The sequence below is a fragment of the Mesorhizobium sp. WSM4846 genome (assembly GCF_055811415.1).
In genome coordinates, this window is record NZ_JBVVPZ010000034.1 from 41,054 (window position 1) to 62,202 (window position 21,149).

At 60.0% G+C, this 21,149-nt stretch carries 12 protein-coding genes and 2 pseudogenes; 5 read left to right on the top strand and 9 right to left on the bottom strand.

The features are described 5' to 3' along the window. Positions 1-71 precede the first annotated feature (71 nt). Positions 72-749, bottom strand: coding sequence for an OmpW/AlkL family protein (locus tag AC0L15_RS24205; RefSeq protein ID WP_473492074.1), 678 nt, complete (start codon positions 747-749; stop codon positions 72-74). Between the two features lie 672 nt (positions 750-1,421). Next, positions 1,422-3,551: a prolyl oligopeptidase family serine peptidase gene (locus AC0L15_RS24210; protein ID WP_473497311.1), complete on the bottom strand. Its 2,130-nt coding sequence runs from the start codon at positions 3,549-3,551 to the stop codon at positions 1,422-1,424. Positions 3,552-4,777: 1,226 nt separating this feature from the next. Here AC0L15_RS24210 and AC0L15_RS24215 point away from each other — a divergent pair. Together AC0L15_RS24215 and AC0L15_RS24220 are read left to right on the top strand one after the other, a co-directional pair. Then, positions 4,778-4,954 (top strand): annotated as a pseudogene (locus AC0L15_RS24215) (transcriptional regulator domain-containing protein); the annotation flags it as partial. Positions 4,955-5,069: 115 nt separating this feature from the next. Further along, positions 5,070-5,585 carry a DUF2285 domain-containing protein gene (locus AC0L15_RS24220; RefSeq protein WP_473492028.1) on the top strand — a complete coding sequence of 172 codons (516 nt, stop codon included), beginning with the start codon at positions 5,070-5,072 and terminating at the stop codon, positions 5,583-5,585. A 479-nt stretch (positions 5,586-6,064) separates the two neighbouring features. Here the strand turns inward: AC0L15_RS24220 and AC0L15_RS24225 are convergent, their stop codons facing one another. The 3 genes from AC0L15_RS24225 to AC0L15_RS24235 all read right to left on the bottom strand — a co-directional run bounded on the left by AC0L15_RS24225 (position 6,065) and on the right by AC0L15_RS24235 (position 10,344). After that, entirely contained in the window at positions 6,065-6,484 is a 420-nt protein-coding gene (locus AC0L15_RS24225) for an aminotransferase class V-fold PLP-dependent enzyme (protein ID WP_473497313.1), read from the bottom strand. A 341-nt stretch (positions 6,485-6,825) separates the two neighbouring features. Next, entirely contained in the window at positions 6,826-7,599 is a 774-nt protein-coding gene (locus AC0L15_RS24230; RefSeq protein WP_473497314.1) for an HAD-IIA family hydrolase, read from the bottom strand. A 1,269-nt stretch (positions 7,600-8,868) separates the two neighbouring features. Beyond that, the gene (locus tag AC0L15_RS24235; protein ID WP_473497316.1) at positions 8,869-10,344 is read right to left on the bottom strand and encodes an NAD-dependent succinate-semialdehyde dehydrogenase; all 1,476 of its coding nucleotides are present in this window, start codon (positions 10,342-10,344) and stop codon (positions 8,869-8,871) included. Between the two features lie 1,474 nt (positions 10,345-11,818). Between AC0L15_RS24235 and AC0L15_RS24240 the strand changes: the two genes are divergently transcribed. Then, complete coding sequence (locus tag AC0L15_RS24240; RefSeq protein WP_473497318.1) at positions 11,819-13,174, top strand: aspartate aminotransferase family protein; 1,356 nt, start codon at positions 11,819-11,821, stop codon at positions 13,172-13,174. A gap of 64 nt (positions 13,175-13,238) precedes the next feature. Here the strand turns inward: AC0L15_RS24240 and AC0L15_RS24245 are convergent, their stop codons facing one another. The 4 genes from AC0L15_RS24245 to AC0L15_RS24260 form a co-directional block, all read right to left on the bottom strand. Beyond that, positions 13,239-13,778: a hypothetical protein gene (locus AC0L15_RS24245; RefSeq protein ID WP_473497319.1), complete on the bottom strand. Its 540-nt coding sequence runs from the start codon at positions 13,776-13,778 to the stop codon at positions 13,239-13,241. A 424-nt stretch (positions 13,779-14,202) separates the two neighbouring features. Next, positions 14,203-16,044: a type II toxin-antitoxin system HipA family toxin gene (locus AC0L15_RS24250; RefSeq protein ID WP_473497321.1), complete on the bottom strand. Its 1,842-nt coding sequence runs from the start codon at positions 16,042-16,044 to the stop codon at positions 14,203-14,205. 284 nt (positions 16,045-16,328) lie between these two features. Beyond that, a complete protein-coding gene (locus tag AC0L15_RS24255; protein ID WP_473497344.1) occupies positions 16,329-17,714 on the bottom strand; it encodes a M16 family metallopeptidase in 1,386 nt (461 codons plus the stop codon). A gap of 4 nt (positions 17,715-17,718) precedes the next feature. Then, positions 17,719-19,305 (bottom strand): M16 family metallopeptidase, encoded by a 1,587-nt coding sequence (locus AC0L15_RS24260; protein ID WP_473497323.1) that lies wholly within the window; start codon positions 19,303-19,305, stop codon positions 17,719-17,721. A gap of 493 nt (positions 19,306-19,798) precedes the next feature. Here AC0L15_RS24260 and AC0L15_RS24265 point away from each other — a divergent pair, with 493 nt between their 5' ends. Together AC0L15_RS24265 and AC0L15_RS24270 are read left to right on the top strand one after the other, a co-directional pair. Then, the gene (locus AC0L15_RS24265; RefSeq protein WP_008874821.1) at positions 19,799-20,011 is read left to right on the top strand and encodes a cold-shock protein; all 213 of its coding nucleotides are present in this window, start codon (positions 19,799-19,801) and stop codon (positions 20,009-20,011) included. A gap of 219 nt (positions 20,012-20,230) precedes the next feature. Beyond that, positions 20,231-21,063: pseudogene (locus tag AC0L15_RS24270) on the top strand (prephenate dehydratase). Positions 21,064-21,149 lie beyond the last annotated feature (86 nt).

The following is a 21,149-nucleotide window of genomic DNA, read 5'->3' on the forward strand; positions in this document are numbered from 1 at the left end:
GCCGACGGCAAAAGGGCGCACGAGGCGCCCTTCATTCGACTCGGGCTGCGCGTAAGCCGACTTCGCCGGCGTCAGAAATGATACGTGACGCCTGCGCCAATCAGCCAGGGGTCGAGCTCCGCCTTCCCCGTCTGCTTCGTGCCGGCCACGGTGACGTCGAAGTCTGGCTTCAGGAAAAGCTTCTTCACGTCGAAGTTGACGCCCCAGTGCTGGTCGACCATGTAGTCGAACCCGACCTGCAGCGCGGTGCCGAACGTGTTCTTGACCTTGAGATCATCGGCGCTGCCGGCTTGCTGATGATAGAAGATCGTATAGTTCACGCCGGCGCCGACATAGGGCTTGAAGGCGCCGAAATCGGTAAAGTGGTACTGCAATGTCAGCGTGGGCGGCAGCAGCCAAACCTTGCCGATATTCCCCAGCCCGCCGATCGAGCCTTGGCCTGTGATGTTGGCATAGGTGGTGCCGAGGATAAGCTCGGCTGCGACATTGTCCGTGAAGAAATACGAAATATCGAGTTCCGGCGTTACGGTGTTCGAATAGGAAAGACCGGAGCCGGGCACCGCGTTAACGTAGCCCGAATCCTCAGTGATAACCCCCAACGCGCGCAGGCGGATCTGCCAAGGGCTTGGCCATTCCCTGAACAAGGCACCCTCATCCGGGTCGCACGGTTCTGCAAGGTCTGCCGCGGCCGCCTGCTGTCCTACCAGCAACAGGACGACGGCCGCAGTGAGTCCCCGCAACACGTTCATTCGCTTTGTTGCCATAATGTTGTTTCCTTGCTCGTTAGACTTCACTTTGAATAGTCCTGCTGTGTTGATTGCTATCAACAGAATACTGGCGAGAATTATTTGAAAATTCTACGCGCATTGTTAGGCCTGTACTCACTTCGTCGAAGTTCGCCCTTGTTGACCTGCCGGTCGCCAATGAACGCTATCGGCGTGCGAGCCGATCGCGCTGCCAAGGAAATTGTCGCCAAGGCAATGAATGCGGCCCGCTCGGATTGTCCTTGCCGTAGCTGTGCCCGCCTGCGCTGGTCCGTAGAAGTAAGCGGGATAGGCATCGTATAAACGTAGCCCGAATATGTCCCCGAGGCGGCGCAGGCGGAACTGCCCAGAGCTTGGCTCTTAGATTGGTGTCGTAGACGGGCACGGGTAAGGGGGAGGCGGAGGGGGAGGCGGAGAGGCGCAGGGGGCTTTTGGAGTCGCGATAGCCGGCTGTGCCAGCAGCATCAAGACGACGGCCGCTGGTACTCCCCGCGCCACCTTCACTCGATTTGTTGCCATGATATTTCTCCTTGCTCTTCAGAAATGGTAGACTGCAATAGTCCTGCAGTATTGATTGATATCGACAGCGTGCGGGGCGCGCATTTGCGCAAACCGTGCTCGCATTATTTGCACCTCGTCGCAGTCCTCGACCTCTACTCACTCATTCGACGCCAGCCTTTCTCGAGCTCCCGGTCGTCTATTAAAGCTATCGGCGTGCCAGCCGATCGCGCTGCGAAGGAAGTGGATGCCAAGACTGATGAATGCAGCGCGCTCCCGATTGTCCTTGCCGTAGCCGTGGCCGCCCGCGCCGGGCTCGTAGAAGTACGCGGGATAGCCAAGGGCCTGCAGCTTTGCCGCCATCTTGCGCGCGTGGCCCGGATGGACGCGGTCGTCCCGCTTCGTGGTCGCGAGCAGGATAGGCGGATAGGGCTGTCCGGGCGTCGCGGCGTGATAGGCGGAGACTTCCTTCAGGAAAGCCCAATCGTCAGCCTTGTCGGGATCGCCATATTCGTCGATCCAGCTCGCGCCCGCCAGGAGCTTGGTGTAGCGGCGCATATCGATAAGCGGAACCGTGCAGAACAGCGCGCCGAAATGCTCAGGATAGCGGGTAAGCATGTTGGCGATCAGCAGGCCGCCATTTGAGCCGCCCTCGGCGGCAATCCGCCTCGGCAGCGTAATGCCCCTTCGCACGAGGTCGGCGGCAACGGCGGCGAAATCGTCATGGGCGAGACGCTTGCCCTCCCTCCGCCCGGCATCGTGCCACCGGGTGCCGAACTCGCCGCCCCCGCGGATGTTCGCCACCACACACGTGCCGCCGCGCTCGAGCCACAGCTTGCCGAGCGAGGAGTTGTAGGAGGGCAGGAGCGATATGCCGAACCCGCCATAGGCGCTGAGATGAACCGGGGCATCCCCGTTCCCATCCGCCGGACCGACCTGTGTATAGGGAATCATCTCACCATCGGTCGATACTGCCTCGTGGCGCGTGACCACCAGGCCGGATGCGTCGAAATTCTCCGGGCTGCGCTTCAGGATTACTGAAGCGCTGACAGGCGGCGCGGCATTGAGATCGAATAGGAAAAGCTGCGGCGGGGTGATTGGATCATGAGCCCCGACCAGAACCTCCCCATTGGTCTCGTGGTCTGCGGCATCGAGTGACCAGAGGTGAACAGTCCCTTGCACGGGAACGGTGTCCAGGGCTCGGCGCGTCCATTCCTGCGGGCCCGGCGTGAACACCTCGAATCTCGGAACGAGGTTCGCCAGGTAGGCGATAATGAGCTTCCCGTCATTCCAGAAGAATGACTGCAGACAGCGCCTCTCGTCCGGTTCAAACAGGGTACTGAAACGGCGTTCGCCGGCCAGGAAAGAGGAAAGCGAGATGCCGATCAGCGCGTCGGAGTGATAGGTCGTCCCGGCAACCGTCCATGCTGTGCGCGGCTTTACCGCCAGCCAATCGCCGAAGTTACCCCACCAGGCGTCCTTAGGAAGGTCGATCTCAATCTTCGGCCCGCTTTCATCGCCAATGCGGACTATCTTCTCGAAGCAGGCCAGCTGCTCGATGAACCACACGCGCTCGCTCTCGGCGGTACGGTCCAGATGGCCAGACACACCCAGGGTTTCGGAACCGGTCTCGAAGATTACCGGCGCGGTGAGGGGATCCGCGCCACGCTTCCACAGTCGCACGGTGCGCGCGTAACCGGAGCGGGTGGCCATGCCATGACCAAGCGCACTGGAAAGCAGAAGCGTGTTGGGGTCGAGCCAATCAATGTCACCCTTGGCCTCGGGGAGATTGAAACCGTCGGCGACAAAGCTCAGAGAGCTCAGGTCGAATTCGCGATGCACGACCGCGTCGCTGCCGCCGCGCGACAGGCGCAAGACGGCTCTTTCGCGCGTCTCCGGCTCGATCGACGCGCCGCCCCAGACCCAGTCTTCTCCGTCGCTAGCCGCGAGGGCGTCCAGATCGACCAGTAGCTCCCATTGGGGATCCGCCTTCATATAGGCGGCAAGGGTGGTCCGGCGCCACAGTCCTCGCGGATTTCCGGCATCTTGCCAGAAATTGTAGAGGTACTGACCACGGCGCCAGATGGTGGGAATCTTGTCAGGACGGTCGAAAATCGCTGTCAGGGCCGCCCGGTCGCGCTCGAACTGCGTTCCCGCGAAGTGCTTCAGGGTCTTTGCCGACTGGCTGGCGGTCCACGCAAGTGCCGGTTCGCCTTCTACATCTTCAAGCCAAAGATGAGGGTCATCGTCGGGCGCATTCAGCGTTGGGCGGAAATCGAATTCGCTCATGTGCGAAAGACCTGAGGAATGAAGGCGCAATGGCTCTCGCCTGCTCGAGAAGGATCAATGTTTGCGGCGTCGCCCGCATGTTCGAAAAGCGTGATCATGGATGAGTTCTTCCCAGTCGGTGCGGCGTCGCAGTGCTTTTGCGCATAGGACCGCAACCGTCGTGCCAACTGGGAAATCCTTACGGAACAATGGGATCGCTCTGGCAGCGCTGTGTCAGATGTCAGACATCGTCGCGAATGCGACAACGAGCGTACCCCGCAATCACTGGATCAACCTCCGGCGCGAGCGGTGACACCGTGCAGCACTCAAGCAGGAGTGGCTGGGCTGTGGTCCAGCGGCAAAAAACCGGAGATTCGAGGAAAGGGCTGGGCGCCGCTTGGGCGACCTGATGGTGCCCAAGCCCTGCCGCAATCTTGGCCTGCACCGTTCCCTTGGTTGCATTCTTGAAGTCTGTCGATCAAGTCACCAAGCTGCATTCGGGCGAACGCATGGGACTCGTCCCTATGGCAACCTGGGCTGATGTCGGGCCGCCGTCCGATATGAGGGTTTAGGATTGGGGGAGCTCGGGCTCGGCGTAGTATCTCAACGAGACGCCTAATGGTCGACGATGTCTACCTGACGCTACGCATTGGTGTGCCGCGGCAACAGGGCAGTGCGGGGCAAGTCTGCTTGGAAGAATCAGCTGCAGCAGGCGCTAGTGAGCCCCGGCCGCTCCATCTCCATGCCGCTCGCAAAACCCCGGCGTGAGCACCGGCAAAAAGCGATCTGCGCGCCTCGCCGGTTCGTTTTGCGGTCCACTGAGGTGTCGGCTTAACCTGTACAACTATACAGGCTGCCATAGCGCGGAACTTGGCCTCCAATGGCGGAAATTCCCCCGAGGAGACCTCCATGACTGAGCTTATAGCGCCGGCGCTACGACAACTTTCCCACAAGCAGCGTGCAATCCACCGCCACGCTAATGCGCCTGCAAGGAACGTCTGGAACGCGACGCAGGAGCCGATCACCGCCATCAAACCGGCTCCCTTGGGGTGCTCAGGCCGCGCTGGCTGTCGCTGCGCGGGTTCGACGGTCTGGTGGCCATTTGCGCGCGCCTTCTGCCCTCCAAGGTGCCAATGGCACACTCTTCGACCAAATGGCGTCATCGGGGTCTGGTGGCCCCGGCGCCGGTGCTTTGCCAGGTGGCATGATGTTTCGACCTCCCTGGGGGCGGGCAGGGGAGCACAGTGATGCCTACAGTTCTCGTGACTGGCGCGGATGAGGCTGATTGGCGCGATGAAAGATCGTACGATTACACCGCTGGTCTGACGCCGCGCGAATGGGCCTGGGAGTTCTTGCGCCGCAATCCAGCATTCCAGCGTGATTTGACGGCTGCAAGCCAGCAGGCCAATACTTTGTCGCACCAACCCTTTCTCGACGTGGTCGCGTCGCCCGGCGACCTGTCACAATGGGGTCTCCTGTTTCGCCGAGTCTTATGGGCGAAATTCGCTCGTATTCTGGTCTCCGCTCTGGTGCGTCCATGTGCTGCCGGTCATTGCAGAACAGCTGTCCGCATCCTCGGCGACATTGCCGTTCGAGCTCTCGGCGTTGCCATGTCGTGCGACGGTCCTGCTGGCGCCCGACAAGGGCCAGCATGTTCTTCTTCGCAATGCGGAACATACGCTCCAGCTCGCCGTCTCTGGCGCGGATATCTTGCGCCCTGTTTGCCTCCGCACCGAGGCGATCTGGCCAGCGATGCTTTCGAAGCCCCGTCTGAGGGCGCTCGAGTGCCTCAATGCTCTAAGTCTGGGTCAACACCTGCCCGCCCGCTTGTTTCCGCCGGAAAGACGCGGTCCGCGTTTGACCTTCGTTCTTCGTGCGCTCGACGGCTCACTTGCTGGAGCGTCACATCGTGAGCTCGCCGAAGCGCTGGTTGGTCAACGGCGCGTCCATGCCGACTGGAGGGATCCTCGCGATCATCTGCGCGACCGCATTCGCCGTGCCGTCTCGCGTGGCCGCGCCCTCATCAATGGAGGGTACAGAGATTTCCTTCTTTAAAAAGTGACAGTCCGCCCTGTGCGTCAGCGGGCGAACAGTTCGGAGCTAAAACCCGTTACCACCGATTGGCCCGCTCGACATGGCAGCGAACGGCCTTCGAGGGCGCTCTGGTTGAGGCATCCTCGATGCCAAGAGGCACGTTCGTATTGTCCGATAGCCGACAATGTCGAGTACGCAAGGTACAGGAACCTGACTCTCGGGTGTTTTTAAGCGCTTTTTGACCTGGCACGGTACATGCATGCTATTCAGCAAAACACGCGGACTGAGTGGTTCCCACCTCCACGAGAGTCGCTGAATTACGCCACCTCCCAAGGCGTACCCGGCCCGGCAGCGAGCTCAGTCTCCTGCCGGGCATCCGTGTTCAGATGTACTCGCGTTCAGAACTTCAAATTAGAGGCGCAATGCGGTACCTGTGGAGAGACAGATTCCGCGCATCGCCAGGCGCTCGACATTCGCATCGGCCTCACACCACGGGATGGTCAAAGAGCACGTATTTGGAAGGCGCGGTGCTTGAATCCCATTAAAACGTACTTGCGGCAGGCGGATTGCCAACTCCCGTTCAAAGTTGTTTCGAAGCGCGTCGATGCCACTCGCTGACGCAGCCGCCGAGCCGCCTGTTCGCGGCAACGGCCAGTCAGACGGCTGCTTAGCTGTTCAGCGTCCCCGCGCCGGCGCCCGTCCTCCTGTTCACCATAAAAAAGCGGTTCGAGGCGCAACCCCTCCCTAATGTATAACGCGCCAACGCCTTTCGGGCCCTGGAATTTATGCGCTGATAGGGAGAGCAGATCGACTTCGACGAACTCGTCTGTCAGACCTATGGGTATACGACTAACAACCTGCGCGGCGTCCACGTGTAGGATCGCCTCCGGAGCGAGGCGGCATATCGGTCTAAACTCCAATGGGTTGAACGACGCCCATCTCGTGGTTCGCAGCCATCACAGAAACGAAGGCGGTGTCGGGCGTGAGTGTCGCAGCGAACGCATCTGGTCGATCCGACCTGACCCATTCGCTGGACGTAGCCTACTTCGGCGCGCGAGACTCTTCGGTCGAAGACTCTTGCTTCATAGAAGCCAAGACCGGCCTGCATTGGTCTACATGGGTATATTTTCGACTAAGTTGTCATGCTTATCACTTCTTTTCTGGATGCGGCCAGCTGTTCCTGCCGATAATTGCCCAGGTTGACGGCCGCCATGCGGAACGCAGAGGGAGCCTTTGGTCTTCGTGTAGTGGTGCGCTCGGCTTATTGGTTCACGATGATCTGGCCCAGATCGGCAAGGCACTCGACCACGTGGTCCGGTCTGAATGGAAACCGCTCTATGTCAGCCAGTTTCGTGACCCCAGTAAGCACAAGGGCTGTCTTCAGCCCCGATTCCAGCCCGGCGAGCACGTCGGTGTCCATGCGGTCACCGACCATGATGGTATCGACAGCTCGCACTCCGAGCCGGTCGAGCACGTTGCGCATCATGAACGGGTTCGGCTTCCCGACGAAATAGGGCTGACGGCCGGTGGCCTTCTCGATTAGTGCTGCGACTGCACCGCATGCCGGATGGGAGCCCCGCTCGGTCGGGCCAGTCGCATCCGGATTGGTGGCGAGAAAGCGCGCGCCCTTCGCCACAAGCTCGGCGCCAGTTGCGATCTGCTCGTAGTGGTACGAAGTGGTGTCTCCGAGGACCACGAACTCGGGGGCAAACTCCGTTATCCGGCAGCCTGCCTGCCGCAGGGCCTCGACCAGACCGTGGTCGCCGATGACATAAGCAGATGATCCGCGCTTTTGCAGTTCCACGAACCGCGCAGTGGCGAGCGCCGACGTGTAGATGTGCTCTGGCTGCACGGCGAAGCCAAGCGCTCTTAGACGCTCGGCATGATCTTCGGGCGTGAAGCGCGAGTTATTGGTGAAGATCTGAAACGGCTCACCCTTGGCGACTAGCCCGGCGACATAGTCGACCGAGCCAGCAATCGGTTGGCCGCCGCGGACCAGGACCCCGTCCATGTCGAGCAGATGCGCTATAATCATTGGATCTCACCCCTCAATGTCTCTCGTGGATGTGCGGCCTGGGCACGTCTAGTGTCACTGTATCTTGTCCAGGCGAGAATGCCGGCGACTGTAGCGATTCAGAGCGATGCGCGAAGGGCGCTCAATTGCTTGTGCGGCAATAAGGAGGTTGCGGCGTAAAAAGTGTCCGCAACCGCTCGCCGTGCGGACGCGCTGCACCGTTGGGCTGACGACATTCGCTGTGTCAGCGCATCTGATGGACGATCGCGTTCTAGTTCGCGTGAACCACCTGGCGAGACGTTTCTCTGCAGAACCATCGTGATTGACGGCACCACAGTGATCCAGCATTGTCTCGCGCCGCGGACGCAAACACGCCGGTGCCTTGGCGGACTTTCCAATGGTCGGACAGCCTATCGAACGATTTCGAGAGTCGCTCCCGCGCCCCCAAGGTGTGATTCAGTACCGATATTGACGCCGACCGCGAGTGGTTTACCCGTTCATTTGTTTTCGCGTTTCCGCCAAGTCAGGGTAACAGTCGGGCGCCTGCGATGTCCCTTCGCGAAGAGCCTGACCCGTTCAAAAGCCTGCTAGTCGCCGAGCTTGGGCTAGGGCATTTTTTGAGGCAGAGCCCGAGACACTTCGTTTTGGGGGCGGCGGCCGGGTATTGATGCTTGGCAGGAGTGAAGATAGAAAATGGCAGCGGCCGGCGTTGCAAAGAAGGGAAGGCAACAGGGCAGCGCTATGACAAGGGCGAGCGTCGATTCAAGCACGTCGGAAAGGGCGCTCATCCCGTGTTTGAATTTCACGACAGCGAGCCGAAAACGTGGGTCGGAAAATGCCCCTCAACCCTATCTGAACGTGATCGGACAAAATTACTAAATGAGGCAATTGGGGCGCCGAACTGTGATCGGCACCTGCCCGTTCCGCTATACGTCGTTTACCAGGGGACATTTATGAGGCCCAAACGAGCGATTGCGGCCGAATCTATCAGGATATCCATATAAGGTGAGCTGTCGGCGGCGTGGATCTCCGGGTACTTCTTGATGCTGTCGCCCCGCACAGATGAGATGCTTGCCGCGGTTGGATAGGATGAGCAACGTACCGTCAGGTACCGGCGCCTTGGCTCGTCGCCGCAGAGGCGGTTCAACGTACTGGGCGCCTAGATGCACACTTAAGGCGCGCAGGCCGGGGTCGCGATAGACGACCCGAACCAGCCGCAAGCAGGTTCGCCAAAGCGCTCGATCATCCCTTTGGTTCATTCTGAGCCGGAGGTGTCCATCCACATAGAGATCAGATTCCGCCTATGCAGAGATATTTCATTTCGAGGTAGTCTTCGAGCCCGTGGCGGGAACCCTCCCGCCCGATGCCGGACTGCTTCATCCCGCCAAAGGGCGCCGCTTCCGAAGACATACGCCCCGTGTTGATGCCAACCATGCCATATTCCAATGCCTCGGCCACGCGCCAGACACGCTTCAGGTTCGAGGCATAGAAATAGGCGGCGAGGCCGTAGATCGTGTCGTTGGCCTCACGCACAACCTGATCCGCCTCGTGGAAGCGAATGATCGGCGCCAGCGGCCCGAAAGTCTCCTCTTGCGCAACCGCCATCATGCTGGAGATTTCAGTGAGGACTGTGGGCTTGAAGAAGGTGCCATCCTTGCCAATACGTTCGGCCCCGCATCGAATTGTCCCACCCTTGGCAACGGCATCTGCGATGTGGAACTCGATCTTGGCCAAAGCATTCAAGTCGATGAGCGGTCCGACGTCCACTCCGGGGGCGAAGCCGTCGCCAACCGACAAGCACCGGACTTTCTCCACGAACTTCTCAACGAACTCATCGTGAACGCTCGATTGGACGTAAAGGCGGTTCGCTGAAACGCAAGTCTGGCCGGCGTTGCGGAACTTCGCCTGGATCGCGCCGTCAACCGCAGCGTCGATGTCGGCGTCATCAAAGACAATGAAAGGGGCGTTGCCGCCGAGCTCGAGGCTGACCTTCTTGATCTGGTCCGAGCACTGGCGCATGAGCAGCCGGCCAACCTCGGTCGAGCCTGTAAAGCTGATCTTGCGGATCTTGGGATTGGAGCAGAGTTCGCGTCCAACGCCAGCACCTTCGGACGCATAGATCAGGTTGACGACACCGTCTGGAAAGCCGGCTTGATGCGCGAGGGCGAACATTGCGCCTGCCACGAGCGGCGTCTGTTCAGCAGGTTTGAGCACGATCGCGCAGCCCGCCGCCAAGGCCGGCGAGATCTTGCGCGCCACCATAGACGCTGGGAAATTCCATGGCGTAATCGTGCCGACGACACCGATCGGCTGCTTGATCACCAGCATGCGACGGTCTGTCGAGGGTGCGGGGATCGTCTCGCCATAGATGCGATTGGCTTCTTCGGCGTACCATTGCAGATACGCGGCCGCATGCGAAATCTCCGACTTGGCTTCGACAAACGGCTTGCCCATCTCTGCAGTGAGTATGGCGGCAAGATCACCGGCGTGGTCGATGATCAGCTCATGCCATCGCCACAGAACGTCGCTGCGTTCTCGGGCGGTCAGAGCCGCCCATCCAGGCTGCGCTACGTAGGCCTTTTCGATCGCAGCGCGTGTCTCCTCCACACCCATGTCGGGAAGTACTGCCAGCACTTCGCCGCTCGACGGGTTGAGGACCTCGAATGTCCGCTCGCTAACTGGCGTGCCGAGCGCCGGCAGGCGATCGATGGCGCCAAACAGGTCCGCGGATTTCAGGTGGCGGACCATCGGCAGGCACAGGGGCAATACTGAATTCCTCTCAAACACTGCGGATACGCATGTCAGCAGGCGTCGGTGTATATTCCGCGTCCGGGGATGCTTATAGGGCCTCGGCCTGATGGCTGGTAGACCATTCCACTCAACTTAAAGGGAGAATTCTTGAACTGTCGTGGTCGATGGCTTGCGGTTCTCATTAAGTGACAACCTGAACAATGGACATCGGCTTCCGACCGCGCAGCCAGTTCATGTGGCCTGAACGGATCGCGATCTCTGCCATCGGAAGGGAGGCTCCCATGAGGAGAAGGCGAGCCACGATTCGGCGGATCGGTCGACTGACCCGGCAGGTGCTTCGCACGCCCGCGAAAACAGCTCCGCCGGCATTTCTCACCGAACCGAATTTATTTCCCCGAGAAAGGGAGAAGGAAGGCGAACTGGGCTGCCGGGCTCATCCTTGCCCCCAGTGTCAGGCCGACGACCATAAATGGCGGGCTCGGCCGGAAGCAGCTCCGCCGCTGCCCTGACTTGATCGAGCATCACCGATCGATCAGGCTGCGCGCCGCTGAGTGTTGTCGATGCCGAGCTTCTCGAGCTGCGATTCGAGGGGCGGGGCTGCAATCGACCTGGAGGGATCCAGCTTGTAGATAGCATAGGCGCCGATCCATGTTCCTTGGTTGCCTCGAGCTCGGCCTCTATCCCTGAAGACCAGGAGATGTTCCTGTTTCCGGCCGTGTCCGATTGAAGACGTCTTAGGTTCGAAACCCAACACAACTTACACGCCGGCATCCCACCCGCGTGGCACGAATGCGTGCTTTTCTCCTTTTGATCGCGCTCCTCGGTGGCACGTCAATTGCACGTGACAGTTAACGGCCGGGGGCCCAGACGAATTGTTCCTATCGATCAACCACCTGCGCGCAGAATGTGACGGTGCGCAAACTGAAGGAGTAGCTGATGCGAGTAGTCGTGGTATAGATCCATGGTCACACCGGCATGATCATCGGTTCGGACAGCCGCGCCCGGAGGTCGACCACCGAGGCGAGGTCAAAAGCATGACGGCGGTACTGCGAGAGGGCGGCCACCAGACGCCGGGGTGCGACGGCGATAAAGAACTGCTCGCTTCGCTCGTGTGGTTTATGCCGCCCATCCGCAGGCCCGGCCCTCGGGGATCGCCTTCAACATGCGTACGGTATTCAGGGCGAGTTCCCGCCATGCCCCGGCGGGCATCCCGTACACCGGATCCGGCCCGCCTCGGCATGGGCTAGCGCTCGACAAGATCATCGCCAAGAGACTAGCCCGCGATGCCGGCGTGCCGACGCCGCAGTTTCGCGTGATGGTTGCGGCACCGAGAGTGCCGGCGAGCTGCGATTCCGCCACGAAAGTAGGCAGCATTCTCGATCCGTGTTGATGGTGCAATCACCTCCATCAGAACTCGCTCCAGCGCCAAATGGCATCAAAGTTTCGTAGAGCCTCGCCATCTCGACAAAGGTAGTCAAGGAGTTCGGACATGCAGCGCATTTCAGGGCTGGGCCACAACCGGGGAGAGGTCGTTGGGCCAAAATCTCGCGAGGAGTTCCAACGAGCGCTAAAGATCACGCCCGGCGGCAGCATGCGTGCTGCGCAGTTCTTCGCTCCCCACCCGCCCTATGCTGTGGCAGGAGCGGGCAGCTGGATCACTGACGCGGACGGCAGCAAGGTCTTCGACTGCGCAAACAACTCCTTCTCGCTCATTCACGGCCATGCCTTTCCGCCGGTGATCGAGGCGCTGCACAAGGTCCTGGACGACGGCACCGCATTCGGGCTTCCGACCACAAGCGAGACCAGGCTCGCGGAAGCAATCACGACGCGTTCGCCGAAGCTTGAGCAGGTCCGCTTTACGAGCTCCGGCACCGAGGCTGTTATGTTCGCTGTCAAGGCCGCTCGCGCTATTACAGGGCGCCCGATGATTGCCAAGTTCGAGGGCGCATATCACGGCGCCTATGACTATGTGGAAGTGAGCCTTGATTCTGCACCAGACAACTGGGGCGAATCGTCGCCTAACAGTGTGCTCTATGCCAGTGGAACTCCCGCCTCCACCGCCGCGGATGTCCTTGTCCTTCCTTACAACGAGGCCAAGTCGTGCAGAGAGCTCATCCGTGCACACCATGAGCGCCTCGCCGCGATCCTTCTCGATCCAGTTGCTCCCCGCGTGGGCATGGTTCCGATAGAGCCGGATTTGCGGGAGGTCATCCAGGATTGCTGTAACCGCTACGGCATCCTGCTTGTGGTTGACGAGGTCGTTTCTTACCGCGTCGGTTTCCGTGGCGCCCATGACATCTTCGGCTTTGAGCCGGATCTGGTCGCTTTGGGCAAGATCATCGGCGGAGGTTTGCCCGTTGGAGCCGTAGCGGGGCCTGCGTCGTACATGGCGGTCTTCGATCACACCAGGGGCAAGCCAGCCGTGTCCCACGGCGGCACGTTCAGCGCAAACCCGCTCAGCATGACAGCTGGGCTGGTGGCACTGCAATCATACACAAAGGATGCCGTGGCCCGTCTTAACCAGATGGGCGAAACGCTTCGTAGTGAAATCATTGAGCAACTCAGAAGGCGCGAACTCCCCGCGCACGTTACCGGCGCGAGCTCCCTCTTTCGGCTCCACCTGAAGACTGAAGTGATCCGAAACTACCGGACGTCGTTCCCGAGCGCGTTGCAGAAGGCGGCGCTCGCAAAGGTGCACCTTGCAATGCTGGAACGGAGTTTTCTAATGACGACGAATTGCTCTGGCGCGCTCTCGACTCCGATGAGCGAGACCGATGTCCAAGATCTAGCCGCAGCGCTGGTGGATGCCGTTCATGAAACTTGGAAACAATCTCCGTGGGACTGATCGAGCAATGGTGGAAAGCGCAGTTTCGCGGCAGCGCTCGCGTCGGCGGCTTCGCCGATACCTGTTATTGGATCCGAGAAGTGATCGGGAGCGAAGCGGGAAAGGAATGCACGACAATAACGTCGGCACCGACGAACGTCGTCACGTCGAGAACACGCTGCCGTTCAAGGGGGGCGGTTATCGGAGCCGCTCGCACCCGGTTCGACAAACTAAATTCGACCGTTAGCTGCCAATTGCGCTTGGCGCAGTATGGCAGCGCCTGGCGCGGCTGGTCCGGGATCGACCGGTAATTGTCAGCTTGCCTGCCCGTGCACACGCGCAAATCGAGTGCCGCGCGCAACGACGCCCCATCGGCTTCGCGGTTTGACTGCAGTGAAGAGGTTTGTCGTTTTTCACCGGACCTCCAGCATTCCTGCCGCTTTCTGAGATTTTGCAGGGTTGGTTTGCGGCGTTTCCGAGTCCTTCTACCCAGTGTGAGTTGTTTTTGCTGGGAGCCCGCTTCCTGCACAATGGCCCGGACCTGCGCCATCAAGAAGGCTTCCATCGCGTCGTTGTATAGGCCAAGCCCCTGCGTGGCCTTCGGCGAAGCAGAGTCTTGGCCCATACGGGTGACGATCCTTCGCGCAGAAAGACTATGGAAACATCATCAAGAATTATGATTCCAATGTGAAATTTAGGATTATTGATAAAGAACTTGTCCTTTCACGACAGAGAAAAGTTGCAGGTCCGCAGCATCAATGACTTGTCACCTGTCCACGCGAGTCCTGGCGTTTCAAGAACCGCGCCTGATCACCCTTCAGCTGCCAAGCGCGATCCGCGCCCGCCCGGGCTGCGCAACCTTGACCAGCTCCGCCCGGGCGAACGCTGACGTCGCACAGTCCATAAGGGGGCAAAAAATTGGACGCGGATGGGAGGCCGGATTGGGAAAAAGCGCAAGCTCAAGCTCGAACGCTATATGGCTAGGCGGTTCAGCCATATAGGGTGTTTGGGTCTGAGAGCGGAAACCGTCGTATCAGTAATCGATATATCTACGCAAACCCTTCGATGCGTTCGTGGACAATAGCGCGCATTTGCTCCGCCATCTTTGCGCCTTGAGAGCCGTCTGATAGAGGCGGCGGCAATTCGAGGTGGTTGAGAGCGCGTGAGAGGGCTGCAACGAGATCGTCGATGCTGCTATCCGCATCGGCTGCCTTGATGCCAGCCGTGCTCGCGAAAGCCTTGAAGTCGGCGCGCCGCAGACGATCGTCTTTGCCGTTCAGCTTGAGGGCCATCCGGTCTTTTTCGAGATGTGGAAACACGCGAGTCGTGACCGCGTCGTAGAGCGGAGCCATGCGGACTGAGCTGAACTGCGCGCTGCCGGGCTCTGCGATTTTCAGCAGTGCCATGTTCTTCAGGTGCATGTCGCCATCGGCGATCAGCCAGGCGAATAAGGATCGCTTGAGGACAAGCAGGACGTCGTCTTCGGGGGAGGTCGATAGCGGTCTTAGTGCCCGCGCGATTCGCTCCATTGTGCCGTCGTATTTTGCTTCCGTGGGCACACCGAGCACTGAGCAAAAATCCTCAAGCGCCAAAAGGTGCTTGTCGTCAAGGCTCGTTCTGATGTCGAACCGCTCGACGAGGAGCGCCGGAGGCATCCCGTCAGGCATGGGGACGAGCGCCGTCGCGGGCGTCTTGAAACCGGCCGCGCTGCCCAAAGCGAGCGACTGCCATTCGATAACCGGCAGGGGTTCAAATCCACCTGTACCGGCAGGCTTGAGGATATGGGTGAATGGTTTGCCGGTACTGGGGGAGAGAGTACCGTCGTTATCGAGGAACATCGGCGCTTTGATCTGAACGCCTGATAAACGCGGCGTATCGGTACGCTCGAAAATCTGCGCCAGATTGCGCTCGAAGCTCTGCTCCAGATCGCCCCGACCCGGCCCTGCATACTGGCCAGTGAAGATAGAATTTCTAGTGAAGCCATTGAGCCGGGTTAGCAGGACGTCGGGCGGCAGGGCGGAGAGATCGCTCGCACGCTCGACGATGGTGATGTTGGACATGTAGCGTTTGCCCGAGCGCAGCGTCGCGCGCTCGTCGCGGTCATTCAACACCGACTCAAGCCAGCCTTCAGGCAGCAGCGAGAGGATGAAAGGAGGGAGCTTGCCCGGCGTGGTCTGGCGAACAAGTGGCGGGCCATCCTGATCGTCTGGATTCCAGCGCCACTCAAAACCATCATGTGTGAGATTGCCGAGCGGAGCGCCGTGCCACGCTACGATCAGATCGAACGCGGCTTCATTGCGCGCAGGCTCTGCGGTCACTGGACGGCGCAGGAGGAAGCGCTCGGCGTGCTCGCCTTCGCGATACCACTGGTTTTCGCGGGCAAGCGCCCATGTCGCGTCGGCAGCGCCCTGGGCGCTGCCGTATTCTTCTATGAGGCGGTTCGCGATTGTCTCGCGCATCGTCTCATCGATGGATGCCGCGTGTTCGCTGCGCAGGCGGAAAGCTTCGAGGAAGCGCTGGCGCATCGAGGAGACGTCGATCCGGAATTCTCCCATGCCATCATCGACATTCGCTTGAGCGACTGATGGGTGGTCGGGGGCTGCGTTCTGAATGATTTCCAGCGAGCGCAAGCGCGTGCGCTGTATTCGTCGCCCGCTCAGGAACAGACGGCCATCGCGGGTCGGGCCGAGAATGACAGCGCTCGCCGCCGAGAGGTAAGCGTTGGGATACAGGTATTTGGCGACGCGGACGGCGTGTTTGAGTATCGTGGCCTCGATATCCTCCCCGGCATCGACATAGATGCCGCGCATTAGCTGGACGAGCTTGCCCGTTTCAGCCTGATAGTGGCTGCGGGTTTTATCGATGTTTTCCCCGACGAGGTGAAGGGCCATTTCTAACTTTCTCGTATCTGAAATACGGGAAAGTAGCATAGTGAGCTCCAAAATTCAAGAGAATCTAACTTTCGCGTGTTTCATATACGCGAAAGTTAGAATGCTTTCTCGGAAGGTCGGGCGTTCTCCGGCTCGGCAATAGGACCGCCGGGCGAGAACCTTGTCTACGAGGGCGAGCAGGCAGAAATCAAGGCGTGCATTCTGCCGCACCATAGTCGAATCAGCCAAACGTATGTGGGCGGAGTCCTTCAGCAACTATTCTTAGAGCGCGAGATTATTCGCTGTCACGGGACACCAGCTAGCCGCGGGCCAACGCCCATAATGGCGGGCTCGGCCGACAGCAGTTTCTTCGCCGCCGCTCTGACTTCGTCGAGCGTCACCTGCTCGATGAGGGCCGGGCGCCGTTGGATGTAGTCTATGCCGCGCTTGTCGAGCTGCAGCCTGAGAAGCGTGGCTGAAATCGCCCTGGAGGAACCAAGATTGCTCATAGCATAGGCCCCGATCAGATACTTTTTGCTCGCTTCGAGCTCGGCCGCTGTTGGCCCGGTGTCCACCAGCTCCTTGATTACTTGTCTAATCAGGTCGAGTGTCTCCGCCGCCCTGTCGGCGCGCGTCGACGTGGTCACGACAAGCGTGTTGGAATGCTGGTGGCCTTCCAAACTGGAGGACACACCGTAGGCCAGGCCACGCTTTTCCCGCACTTCCTGGAACAGACGTGAGGTGAATGGCGAGCCTCCGAGTATATCGTTTATCAGCTGCGCGGCATAGAATTCCGGGTCGCTGCGTCCGATGCCGGGAAAAGCCAGCTGGAGCGAAGTCTGGGGCAGGGCGTATGCGACCAACGTCCACTGGCCGAGCTGCGGGGTGACATCAGGTACCTGGGCGAGCGCCTGCTTCTGAGGCAAATCGCCGAACAACTGGTCGAGCCTTGCACTCAGGGCTTTGGCATCTATGTCGCCGACAACCGCCACGTGCAGCCCCTCGCGGGCGAAAGCGGCCTTGTGGAAGGCGCTTAGATCGGCGGGCGTTATGCGGGCCAGGCTTTCCTTGGTGCCCTCGGGCGGCCTCGAATACGGATGGGCGCCGTAGAGCCTGCGCCGCCATGCATCCCTGCCAATCGCGTGAGGTTCGCGCTCGTTGGCAACAATGCCGGAGAGAAGCTGAGCGCGGATTCGGTCAAAGGGTTCCTGATCGAAGCGGGGCCTGTTCAACGCGAGCCTGATGAGATCGAAAGCGGCGTCCTGGCGCTGGGAAAGCATGCGCACCGAGCCATAGATGCCGTCAGGCCGCACGTGGAAGCTCATCTCAGCGCCGGCATCATCGAGCCGCACCTGAAAGGTGTCGCCGCCGTGATCGCCTGCGCCCTCGTCGAACAAGCCGGTCATCAAATTGGCAAGCCCCTCCTTACCGGCCGGGTCCTGGCTGGTGCCGCCGTCAAACACGAACTGGAGCGTGACGATCGGCAGCTTATGGTCTTCCACCAGCCAGGCGGTGATCCCCTTTTCAGATTTCACCTCCTGGATGTTCGCCGCAGCACGGGCGGTACACGCTGGCAGGGTGAGGAAGAAAATAGCAAGGCAAAGGACAGCCAGCCAGGAGGCGAGGCGCCAGCCTTGTCCAAAAGGAGAGGGCAATGCCTGTGGAATGGCCCTGCGGAATTGGTTCGTCATCATGTCAATTTTCCTTGGGCAGGAGATAGCCGGTGGTCGAATGGTCGGACACGAGGTAGCGGGCGGCAACGGCCTTAACCTGATCGGCCGTGACCTTACGGATGCGGTCCGGCCATTCCTCGACGTCTTTCACATTGCCGCCTGTGGCAAGCGTGGCGCCATACCTGCCAGCGACGGAGGCCTGCTCGTCATGGGCGAAGATGAACGAGCGGATATAGCGGTTTTTCGTCTTCTCCAGTTCGTCGCTGGTGATGCCGTTCCTGGCGATGAGCGCTATCTCGGCGTCGACTGCGGCCTCGACATCCGCAAGCTTCGCCTTGCCGCGCGGCCAGCCGCGGATGCTGAACTTGCCAGCATCCAGCATGGTGCCCTCGAAATCAGCGTCGGCCGCTGCGGCTATGCCCTGCTTCACAACGAGCTCCTGGTACAGCCGGCTGCGGTTGCCCCCGGCGAGAATCTGTGCCAGCAGGTCCAGCGCCTCGGCTTCGCCGGGCTCGGCGGTGCGATAGGACGGCACCACCCAATATCTGGAAAAGATGGGGACCGAAACGCGGCCATCCCTTAGCGTCAATGTGCGCCTGGTGTTCTGCACCGGCTCAGACGGGCGTTCGCGTGGCGGCAGATCTGGTCCACGCGGGACCTTGCCATAGGTCTTCTCGGCCAGCGCCTTCACGGCCTCGGGCTGGACGTCGCCTGCCACCACCAGCACGGCGTTGTTCGGCCAGTACTTGTCATAAAAAGCCACGGCGTCGTTGCGGTCCAGCTTCTCGATCTCGTGCATCCAGCCGATCACCGGGATCCGGTAGGGTTGGCTCTGCCAGAGTGTCGTGACGACCTCCTCATCGAGAAGCGCCTCCGGATTGTTGTCGACCCTCAAGCGACGCTCCTCGCGGACCACGTCCCGCTCGGTGTTGATGACGTCATCCGTGAGGGTGAGATTGCGCATGCGATCAGCCTCGAAGCTCATCATCTGCTCCACTGCCGAGGGCGCCACTCTTTCGTAGAAGGCAGTATAATCGTAAGAGGTGAAGGCGTTTAGCGAGCCCCCGATCTCCGCCACCGCGCGGTCCAACTCGCCGGCGCCGTGATTGGCCGTCCCTTTGAACATCAGATGCTCTAAGAAATGCGCGATGCCGGATTTGCCCGGAGGTTCGTCGGCACTGCCGACCTTGTACCACAGCATATGGGTGACGATGGGCGCGCGGTGATCGGGTATGACGACCACCTCCATGCCGTTGTCGAGCAGGAAATTCGCTATGTCATAGGCGGCCGCCGGAGACGGCGCGGTCGTCAGAAATGCCAGCGCGGTCGCAAAGAGTGCGCCCCGCAGCCAAGCAGACGGTGGCTTCGGTTGTGGTGACCGGGCGATGGACAAAGTTCGCAGGGAAGTGAGTTGTCCCTCAATTTGAAGGTGCCGCGTCCCTGTCGCCCCCACTGGGAGAAGGTGGATCGGTGGGCAGCGCCGGTCCAGACGAGCCCTCACAATGCTGCCAGGCCCGGCTCGGATGTCAGTTTTGAGTAGGTCGGCGAAAGGTGGGGCGGCATTTTTCTGGGTGGGGATCATGGGACGACTCTCCTGCGTGTTCTGCATGACCCCGCAGGAACTGTGCCAGATGAGAAAGCCGTTTCGGCGATGCGATTCAACGGACTCTCTGTTGCGTACCTCCGACATTGTCCGACGTCTGACACCGCCGAATGGGGGGCGCTTGCCGCTTAAAGAGGTGGCTACGTGAACTACCCTTAGGACAGCGGCGAAGATGGTGGCGTCAGCGCGCGCCCGTAGTTGCTGGTCGTCCGCGTACTCTTGCTCACATCGGCCGATCGCAGGTCCCTAACAGGACTCCAAACCAGCGATAGACGCGGTTCTGGAATTTACCGGAGCGTTTCAGAACTTGTGTTTGCCATTCGGAGCGCCAGCGCGGGAGACGCTGTCCGCGACAAGGCGGTCATGATGGAGCTTGCGAGCCGCTTTAGCGATTTGACCGGGCTTTTGCTATTTTAGCTTTTGCTGCCCTAAAGTCTCGGATATGAAGCGGACCTGGCTTATGGCCTGCCTACATTGAATTGTTACAAAGGAATACGCTATGGCGACTGGAACGGTGAAGTGGTTCAACAGCACCAAGGGATTCGGTTTTATCCAGCCTGACAACGGAGGTCAGGACGTTTTCGTCCACATTTCCGCTGTCGAACGAGCGGGCCTTTCGACCCTTAATGAGGGCCAGAAGATCAACTATGAGGTCGAACAGGACCGCCGTACTGGCAAATCATCCGCTGGCAGTCTCAGCAAAGCTGGCTGACCTTTTTCTGCTTCTGCCCGGCAAGAGCCGGGCAGAAGTGCCACTGACCGCGCCATAGGAGCGGGCAAGAACACGGATTCCCGCCGACTGGGGCGGCGGATTGTAGCAAGCTGCTAAGTTCTACTGCCACACGATGTTGCAAGCGAAGAGGGGCGGGTCCCAGCCCTCTTACTTTCTGCAGCAGATGTTTATCGCATTCTCGATCGAGCGTGCCGGGGAATGAACGAGCAATTCAGCCAGCCTCCAGCCATCGACACCTCCGGAATCAAGAGGGCAGGCTACATTGGCCCTGAGGGGACCTGGACCCATCAAGCCTCGCTGGACCTCTTTGGTGACCGAGTTGAACTCGTCCCGTTCAGCGAGGGATTGTTCGAAGCATATGAGAATGGCTGCGTCGACGTTGCATGCGTCCCAGCTACGACTCTCTGGTCGGAGCCACTCCCTACCTCGACCAAGTCTTGAGCTTGAGGTCTCCCACGATTATCGCCGAGTACCCGAAGGTCCTGAGCTACAGCCTCATGGCCAGCAAGGATGCGAGTTTCTCGATGATCGCTAAGGTGGTGGGCCACCCCGTGGCTCTGCAGGAGTTAGCCGGGTGGCTCGACGAGAACATGCCCAACGTCGAGCGAGAGAGCCGTCGGGGATCGACATCTTTCGTGGCGGAGCAAAAATCTCCCTCGATAGCAGCCTTTGGTCCTGCGCTTGGTGCCAAGCTGTACAATCTGCAGATATTGCGAACAGGAATTGAAAAAGGGGTGCATAACGTTACGCGGTGGTGGGTGCTCGGGCGCAGGACCCCTGCGCCGACAGGATTTGACCGGACAACACTTCACCTCCGCGTTTCAGAGCAAAATCTCAGTTGTGTCCTGAACAGGTTCTCGAATGACGATTTAGCCGTTCTCAATGTCTATCAGCGTCCGACCTGCGAGCGGCTAGACACCCATCAGTATGTCATCGATGTCGCTGGACACGTTTTGACGCACCCGGCGCTGGCCGCGTTGGCGGAGATTGATGGCCTGAGAATTCTCGGATCGTACCCACGTCGCTATTAGTTGTGGCTAGGCTAGGCTAGTTTCCGCCCATAACCCCAAAACTGTTGATCTTATCACTGACGAACAAGGGGCTGCCGCATCGAACT

Coding starts and splice junctions, on each gene's coding strand:
- AC0L15_RS24205 (WP_473492074.1), bottom strand. CDS start 749: ATGAACGTGTTGCGGGGACTCACTGCGGCCGTCGTCCTGTTGCTGGTA.
- AC0L15_RS24210 (WP_473497311.1), bottom strand. CDS start 3,551: ATGAGCGAATTCGATTTCCGCCCAACGCTGAATGCGCCCGACGATGAC.
- AC0L15_RS24230 (WP_473497314.1), bottom strand. CDS start 7,599: ATGATTATAGCGCATCTGCTCGACATGGACGGGGTCCTGGTCCGCGGC.
- AC0L15_RS24240 (WP_473497318.1), top strand. CDS start 11,819: ATGCAGCGCATTTCAGGGCTGGGCCACAACCGGGGAGAGGTCGTTGGG.
- AC0L15_RS24245 (WP_473497319.1), bottom strand. CDS start 13,778: ATGGGCCAAGACTCTGCTTCGCCGAAGGCCACGCAGGGGCTTGGCCTA.
- AC0L15_RS24250 (WP_473497321.1), bottom strand. CDS start 16,044: ATGGCCCTTCACCTCGTCGGGGAAAACATCGATAAAACCCGCAGCCAC.
- AC0L15_RS24255 (WP_473497344.1), bottom strand. CDS start 17,714: ATGACGAACCAATTCCGCAGGGCCATTCCACAGGCATTGCCCTCTCCT.
- AC0L15_RS24260 (WP_473497323.1), bottom strand. CDS start 19,305: ATGCAGAACACGCAGGAGAGTCGTCCCATGATCCCCACCCAGAAAAAT.
- AC0L15_RS24265 (WP_008874821.1), top strand. CDS start 19,799: ATGGCGACTGGAACGGTGAAGTGGTTCAACAGCACCAAGGGATTCGGT.